At 66.1% G+C, this 5,649-nt stretch carries 3 protein-coding genes; all 3 read left to right on the top strand.

Annotated elements, in window-relative coordinates:
• The first annotated feature begins 222 nt into the window (after positions 1-222).
• Positions 223-882 carry an energy transducer TonB gene (locus IAE58_RS19530; RefSeq protein WP_199934738.1) on the top strand — a complete coding sequence of 220 codons (660 nt, stop codon included), beginning with the start codon at positions 223-225 and terminating at the stop codon, positions 880-882.
• A 217-nt stretch (positions 883-1,099) separates the two neighbouring features.
• Positions 1,100-3,910 carry a TonB-dependent receptor gene (locus IAE58_RS19525; RefSeq protein ID WP_108750645.1) on the top strand — a complete coding sequence of 937 codons (2,811 nt, stop codon included), beginning with the start codon at positions 1,100-1,102 and terminating at the stop codon, positions 3,908-3,910.
• 108 nt (positions 3,911-4,018) lie between these two features.
• Complete coding sequence (locus IAE58_RS19520; RefSeq protein WP_199934739.1) at positions 4,019-5,440, top strand: basic amino acid/polyamine antiporter; 1,422 nt, start codon at positions 4,019-4,021, stop codon at positions 5,438-5,440.
• Positions 5,441-5,649: the final 209 nt, after the last annotated feature.

The raw sequence follows: 5,649 nt of genomic DNA, 5'->3' as shown, positions 1-5,649 counted from the left end.
CACCGGTAGCGCGGGGCCATGCCCCGCGAGCGCAGCGGCACCGCAACCGCCGCCGGGCATGGCCCGGCGCTACCGCTTCATGAAGCCCAGCCCAACGGCGTCGCACCTGACTCTAGGCAGTGGCCCGTGGCTGGCGCTAATGATGAACTGCCAGCCGCGTGCGGCAACCCCGATGGCGGCCTTGGTGCGTTGAGGACTTCAACACTGGCATGGAGGTGGACCATGGTTCGTACGTATCCCGCTGCATCCCTGCACTTCGACCCCGCCCGCATTGCCGCCTGGAGCGCGGCCATTGCCCTGCACCTGCTCGCGCTGTTGCTGCTGCTGATCCCGGCAACCTACCAGGCCATCAGCGCCCTGCCCCGCGATGACACCACGGTGCGTTTCATCCCCAAGGAAGAGCCCAAGCCGCTTGAGCCCACCCCGTTGCCGCCCAAGCCGGAAGTGGTGAAGCTGGTGCCGAAATCGCAGCCTGTGCCGACCGTGACCCCGCCCCTGCCTGCGCCCACCGCAACACTCGACGAGGCCCAGGGCATCATCCTGCCGGCGGCCGCCGAGGTGGCGGTGGAAGCGCCGCCCGCGCTGCAGCCGGGTGCTCCGGTCACCGGCGCCCAGCTGCAGTACCGCAGCGCGCCGCCGCCGAGCTATCCGGTGCCTGCCCTGCGCAACCACGAACAGGGCACGGTGCTGCTGCGGGTGGAAGTGGACCCGAACGGGCAGCCGGTGAACGTCAGCATTGAACGCAGCAGTGGCTCGCGCAGCCTGGACCAGGCGGCCCGCCAGCAGGTGCTGCGCCACTGGCGCTTCGTCCCGGCCGAGCGTGATGGCCAGGCGGTGTCCGCCATCGGCATGGTGCCGGTGCAGTTCAGCCTGCCCGACTGAGCCATGGACCGGCCCGGCGACCTGCCGGGCCGGCTCCAACGCGGGCTGCGCTTCAAGCCGGCCATGCGCCTTCAATTCTTCAGTCGCGATCACATTTCTGTTACGAATTCAGTAAAACTTCACAACGTCGTCACCTGACAGAAACCTAGATTGACGCGTCCCGGGGCACACCGGTGACAGCCCTCGATGCTCGAGTTTTCCAGTCAGGAGAGAAGCTGTGAAACACCCGATCCAACGGCCCGCCAGCCGCCGCCAAAACCACCTGGCATTTTCCATTACCCACATCCTCACCGGCGGCGCTCTGCTGCTGGCCGGCGCCGTGGTCTCCCCTGCCTTCGCACAGGACCAGGCCACCAACCTCGACCGGATCACCGTGACCGGTTCGAACATTCCCCGCACCAACACCGAAACGCCCTCGCCGGTGCAGGTGGTGACCCGCCAGGAAATCGACCGCAGTGGCAAGACCACCGTGGCCGAATACCTGCAGACGCTCACCTCCGACGGTGCAGGTTCCATTCCCAAGACCTTCGGCAATGGTTTTGCCGGCGGTGGCGCCGGCATCTCGCTGCGCGGCCTGGGCGCCGGCTCCACGCTGGTGCTGTTGAACGGTCGCCGCATGGCCACCTACGGCCTGGCCGATGACGGCCAGAAGGTGTTCACCGACCTCAGCACCATTCCGCTTGACGCCGTCGAGCGCGTGGAAGTGCTGAAGGACGGCGCCTCGGCCATCTACGGTTCCGATGCGATCGCCGGCGTGGTCAACATCATCCTGCGCAGCGACTTCCAGGGCGCGATCCTGCGCGGTTCCTACGGTGTTTCCGGCGATGGCGACGGCGATGCCAAGAAGGCCACGCTGACCGCTGGTACCGGTGACCTGTCCAGCGACGGCTGGAATGCGTTCTTCAGCCTGGACGTCGGCAAGACCGACGCGATCAAGATCAGCGACCGCAAGAACCGCAAGTGGATCGGCACCGGTGACATCCGTCGCTGGGGCTATGACGCCGCCGATGCGCAGTTCCTGGGCGGCGCCTACCTGTCCGGCGGCACCGCCGGTGGCGTGGGCCCGAACGGTTCGGTGTTCGATGACCGCAACGTGGACGATGAGAACCCGGCCTTCCTGGTTGCACTTCCGGGCTGCGCCGACCTGACCACCATTCCCGGCCAGAGCGATGCCACCGCACAGGCGCAGGGCTGCCTGTGGAATCCGGCCCAGCTGTACCGCGACCTGAGCCCGGAAGAGAAGTACGTGAACGTGTTCGGCCGCGCCAGCTTCGCCTTCGGCGAGGGCGGCGAGGTCTACACCGAGATCGGCTACTCGAAGAAGGAAACGATCTTCAGCAACACGCCGTCCGGTGTTTCCGGCGGCTGGGGCTACCCCGGCGGCCCGGTCAACGCCAGCAGCGGCGACGGTGCCGTGGTGCTCAGCCCGACCCATCCGGACAACCCGATTCCCGGCCAGGCCTCGCGCCTGCGCTATTCGGCCTGGGATGTCGGCCCGCGCGTCACCAACAACACCAACGAGTTCAACCGTTTCCTGGTGGGCGTGAAGGGCAACTGGGGCGACTGGAGCTACGACACCGCCTACCTGCATTCGGGCACCGACCTGGTCAACAAGCGCACCGGCTTCCTGCGCTACAGCGCCGTGCAGTGCGCGCTGGGTGACCCGGCCTGCGCCGGCGGTGTGTGGCGCATCGGCGACAACGCCGGCCTGAATTCGCAGGCGCTGTATGACTACATCTCGCCCACCATCAGTGCCCGCGCCAAGTCCAGCCTGGACATGTTCGACTTCACCGTCTCGCGCAGCCTGATGGATCTGAAGGGCGGCCCGCTCGGCCTGGCCATGGGTACCGAATGGCGCAAGACCAGCAACAGCCTGACCCCGCAGACCTACACCGACCAGGGTGACATCATCGGCCTGGGCTACTCGGCCTATGACGGTACCCAGAACGTGTACGCGGGCTACGTCGAACTGTCCGCGCCGGTGCTGGAGCAGTTGGAACTGTCGGCCGCACTGCGCTACGACAAGTACGAAAGCGGTGAAGGCAAGGCCACCCCGAAGCTGGGCGTGAAGTTCACCCCGGCCGACTGGATCGCCCTGCGCGCCAGCTACGCCGAAGGCTTCCGTGCGCCGAACCCGGCCGAAAACGGTGACGGTGGCCTGGCCGCCTTCTCCAACGCCCGCGATCCGGTGCGCTGCGCCATCGATCCGGACAACGAGTGCACCGCGCGTTCGGTGGCGATCATCACCCGCCCCAATTCCGGCCTGAAGCCGGAAGAGTCGAAGAGCTACTCGGTGGGTATCGTGCTGCAGCCAACCTCCAGCACCTCGCTGACGGTTGATGCCTGGGAAATCAAGCGCACCAACGAAATCGCCCAGGGCAGCACCGCCGACGCCATCGCCGCCGGCAACGTCCTGCGCGACAGCAACAACATCGGCGGCGTGGCCAACAGCGGCACCATCCTGGCGGTCAACACGCAGTACGTGAACGCCAACTCGTCGCGTGTGCGCGGTATCGATACCGATATCCGCCAGACCTTCGACCTGGGCCCGGGCCAGCTGGAAATGGACCTGCAGTGGAGCCACCTGCTGAAGTTCGAGCGCACCGAAGGTGACACCACCGTCGACTACGTGGGCACGCACGGCAACTGCGACGTGACCAACTGCATCGGCACCCCGCAGGACCGCATCAACTTCGGCACCACCTGGAAGCAGGGGCCGTGGAGCGTGAGCGGCGTGGTGAACTACATCGACAGCATGGAAAACAAGGATCGCCGCGGTGGCGACTACCTGGCCTTCTATGAAGACGGTACGCCGGTGGAGAAGATCTCTTCGTTCACCACCTTCGATCTGTCCGGTCGCTGGAACATCACCGATGCGTTTGAACTGAACGCTTCGGTGCAGAACGTGTTCGACCGCATCGCCCCGCTCGACCCGTCCACCTACGGCGCGGTCAACTACAACCCGCTGCACTTCAGCGGTGCGATTGGTCGTTACTTCACCGTCGGCGCCAAGTACACCTTCAACTGATCCACGAAGGTCAACCGCACTGCAAAGGCCCGGGCATGTCCCGGGCCTTTGCTTTTTCACCACATGCACGCCGCCATGATGGGGGCCTACCGCGCGAGGCACGACCGCATGCCGTCTTCCACCCAACGCCTGGGCCTGGCCGCGCTGACCGCGCTTGTCGTCGGTTCGATGGTTGGCGCCGGCATTTTCTCGCTGCCACAGAACGTGGCCCGCAGCGCCGGGCCGGCCGCAGCGCTGATCGGCTGGGCCCTGAGCGGCGCCGGCATGCTGATGCTGGCCTTCGTGTTCCAGGCACTGGCCAACCGTCGGCCGGATCTGGACACCGGCATCTACGCCTATGCGCGCGAGGGCTTCGGCAACTACATCGGCTTTTCCGCCGCGTGGGGCTACTGGGTGGCCTCGGTGCTGGGCAATGCCAGCTTCTTCGTGCTGATCTTCAGTGGCCTGGGCCACTTCCTGCCGGTGTTCGGCGAGGGCAATACGCCGGTGGCCTTCGTTGCCTCTTCGCTGCTGCTATGGACGGTGCACCTGCTGGTGCTGCGGGGCCTGCGCACCGCGGCCATCATCAACGGCCTGGTGACCGTGGCCAAGCTGGTCCCGATCGCCTTGTTCCTGGTGCTGGCCGCCGGAGCATTCCGCATGGACGTGTTCCGCGCCGACTTCTTCGGTACACCTGCGCTGGGCGATCTGGGCACGCAGCTGCGCGGCATGATGCTGGTGACGGTGTGGGTGTTCATCGGCATTGAAGGAGCCAGCATCTATTCGCGGCGTGCGGCCCGCCGCGCCGACGTCGGCCGCGCCACCGTGATCGGTTTCGTGGGGGTGTGGCTGCTGCTGGTGCTGGTCAGCCTGCTGTCGATGGGGGTGCTGTCGCAGGCCGAGCTGGCCGGCCTGCCCAACCCCTCGATGGCGTATGTGCTGCGCGCCATCGTCGGCGAATGGGGCGCTACCGTAATCATCATCGGCTCGATCATTTCCGTGCTCGGCGCGCTGCTGGCCTGGGTGCTGCTGTGCGGTGAAGTGCTGTATGCCGCCGCCGGCGACGGCACCATGCCCACCTTCCTGGGCCGCGAGAACGCGCGCGGCGTACCGGCCAACGCGCTGTGGATGAGCAACGGCCTGATCCAGCTGTTCCTGCTGCTGGTGCTGTTCAATTCGGGCAGCTACACCAGCCTGGTGCTGCTGGCCGCGTCGATGAGCCTGGTGCCGTATTTCCTGTCGGCAGCCTTCGCCGTGCAGCTGGCCTGGCGCGGCCAGGCCTATGCCGGCGAAACCGGTGTGCGCTGGCGCGACTTCGGCGTTGCGCTGCTGGCCAGCGCCTACGCGTTGTGGCTGGTCTATGCCGGCGGCGTGGACAACCTGCTGCTGTCGGTGCTGCTGTATGTGCCCGGCGTGGTGCTGTTCGCGCTAACCCGGCGCCAGCATGGGCAGGCCGTGTTCACCCGCTGGGAAGCGGTGCTGTTCGGCGCGATCGTGTTGGTGGCGATCGCCACCCTGGTCGCATTCTGGCGCGGCGCACTGACCTTGTAGAGTCGAGCTTGCTCGACTGCGCCACCGCCTTTGTAGAGTCGAGCTTGCTCGACTGGCTCTTGCATCGCGCACACAGCAGTCGAGCAAGCTCGACTCTACGAAGTGCAGCCATCACGCACAAAAAAAAACCTGCATCTCGCGATGCAGGTTTTCAAAGGTGGCGCCCGAAGTTGGACTCGAACCAACGACCCCCTGATTAACAGTCAAGT

The sequence above is a fragment of the Stenotrophomonas sp. S49 genome, from assembly GCF_016624905.1.
Taxonomy (GTDB): Bacteria; Pseudomonadota; Gammaproteobacteria; order Xanthomonadales; family Xanthomonadaceae; genus Stenotrophomonas.
This window is presented reverse-complemented; position numbering and strand designations above follow the sequence as displayed.

Bases quoted from the DNA above. Each gene is read 5' to 3' on its own strand.
- IAE58_RS19530 (WP_199934738.1), top strand. From the start codon at position 223: ATGGTTCGTACGTATCCCGCTGCATCCCTGCACTTCGACCCCGCCCGC.
- IAE58_RS19520 (WP_199934739.1), top strand. From the start codon at position 4,019: ATGCCGTCTTCCACCCAACGCCTGGGCCTGGCCGCGCTGACCGCGCTT.